Raw genomic sequence first — 2,006 nt, forward strand, 5'->3', positions numbered from 1 at the left:
CGCGTCCTCGATCTCCATGGTGTCGCGCACGCGGAGCTTGCGTTCCTGGATCCGCAGCAGCGTGTTGCCGTCGGCGTCGTTGAAGTTCATGGTCTCCCGGATCCGCAGGGCCTTCCCGTCGACCTTGAAGACGCGCCGCCCCTCGTCGTCCTCGATCCAGTAGTCGTCGCCGATGGAGACCAACTTCTCCCGCATCCGGTAGTGGGTCGCCGCCCCCCGGTCCTCGTGGCGCTCGCGGAGCCGATCCCTGAGGCTCATGGTCCACCCTCCGATCCCGATGAGTGCTCCCGAGAGTGCAGCTGTCGGCCTGCTGGGCAATCACCCGCCGGGGATGACACGAGCCGAGGGGTCAACCGAGGTCCTTCACGACAGCGCCGTCCTTCATGATCACTCGGAACGCCGTCTCGGGACGTGCGACGAGGGTGATGTCGGCCAGCGGGTCGCCGTCGACGAGGACGAGATCGGCGAGCGCGCCCTCCTCGACGACGCCGAGCGGGCCGGGATAGGGGTTGCGCGGCCCGGAGAGCGCGAGCAGCTCGGCATTGGTGAGGGTCGCCATCGTGAGGATCTCCGCGGGCGTGAACCAGCGGGTCATCTTGGCGAGCTGCTTGCCCTGCTTGGCTGCGAGCGCCGGGTCGAACAGGGTGTCGGTGCCCCAGGCGAGCTGCACGCCGTGCTTCCTCGCGAGCGCGTAGGCGGTGTCGGTGCCCGCGGTCATCTGCAGCAGCTTGGGGCGGTTCTGCGGGGGGATCGGCGCGGCGTCCTCGTCGTCGAGGAACGGCTGCAGCGACCACCAGACCCCGGTCTCGGCCATGAGTGCGGCCGTCTCGTCGTCGAGCAGCTGGCCGTGCTCGATGCACCGCACCCCGGCGCGGACGGCCTGCTGGACCGCGCGCGGCGTGTAGGCGTGCACCATCACGTAGGTGCCCCAGTTCTCGGCGGCGTCGACGGCGGCGCGCAGCTCGGGCTCCGTGTACTGGGTGACGTCCAGGGGGTCGTGCGACGAGGCGACCCCACCGCCCGCCATCAGCTTCAGCTGCGAGGCGCCGCGCATCAGCTGCTCCCGGGCGCCCTGCAGGACGGCGTCAATGCCGTCGGCGATGCAGACGGCCCCGCTCAGCTCGGCGTGGCCCAGGTGGCCGAGCCGCCCGCGGGGGAGGTCGTTGATGGTCCGGAAGTCGCCGTGGCCGCCGGTCTGGGAGATCATCGCGCCGGACGGGTAGATCCGCGGGCCGGCGACGACGCCCGCGTCGACGGCCTGCTTCAGCCCGAACGCCGGCCCGCCCGCGTCGCGGACCGTGGTGAACCCGCGCATCAGGGTGTCGCGGGCGGTGGCGGCGGCGAGGATGTGCAGGAACCCGACGTCGCCCATGAGGGCCGCGGCCAGCGGGGCGGCGGCGAAGATGCTGTGCCAGTGCGCGTCGATGAGACCGGGGATCAGCGTGCCGCCCAGGCCCTCGACCACGCGCGCGCCATCGGTGCCGGGAAGGCTCTCGTGCGCGGGCGCGACGGTGTCCACCCGATCGCCGCGCACGAGCACCTGCGCGGGCCCGCCGATCGTGCCGCTGCGGCTGTCGAACACCCGGACGTCGCGGAAGAGCACCGGATCCGGCGGCATGCAGCACTCCTTCACGGTGGGTGGTCGCGCGCCTGGGACGCTACGGGCCCCGCCCGCCCGCCGCCACGCGCTCGTGCGGGTGGTGGCACACCCGCGGGTGGTCGCACATGCCGCAGACGGTGTGTGCGAGCACCGCGGGGTGTGTGCGAGCGGCGCCGGCCTCTCGCGGGGTGGTCGCACATGTGTGCGAGCGGTGGCACACACCCGCCGGTGGTGGCACACACCGCGGACCGTGTGTGCGAGCACCACGGTGTATGTGTGAGCGGCGCCAGGCCCGGCGCGGGCGGGCGCGGCGCGGGCTCGGCGGGCGTTCCACCGCCGACGGCCCCCGCACCTGGTCGCACATACGTGCCAGCGGTGGCACATACCCGCCGGTGGTGGCACACAC

The 2,006-nt window shown here is 72.8% G+C and carries 2 protein-coding genes; both read right to left on the reverse strand.

Translation table 11 applies throughout. From position 1 onward, the window contains the following. A partial coding sequence (locus tag AB7J25_RS03445; protein ID WP_428504903.1) for an LURP-one-related family protein occupies nucleotides 1-258 on the reverse strand: 258 nt, incomplete at its 3' end. Between the two features lie 91 nt (nucleotides 259-349). Further along, on the reverse strand, nucleotides 350-1,618 hold the full coding sequence (locus AB7J25_RS03450) for an amidohydrolase family protein (RefSeq protein WP_428504905.1): 1,269 nt from the start codon (nucleotides 1,616-1,618) through the stop codon (nucleotides 350-352). Nucleotides 1,619-2,006: the final 388 nt, after the last annotated feature.

This window comes from Pseudonocardia sp. (assembly GCF_050246655.1).
In the GTDB taxonomy this organism is placed as follows: domain Bacteria; phylum Actinomycetota; class Actinomycetes; order Mycobacteriales; family Pseudonocardiaceae; genus Pseudonocardia.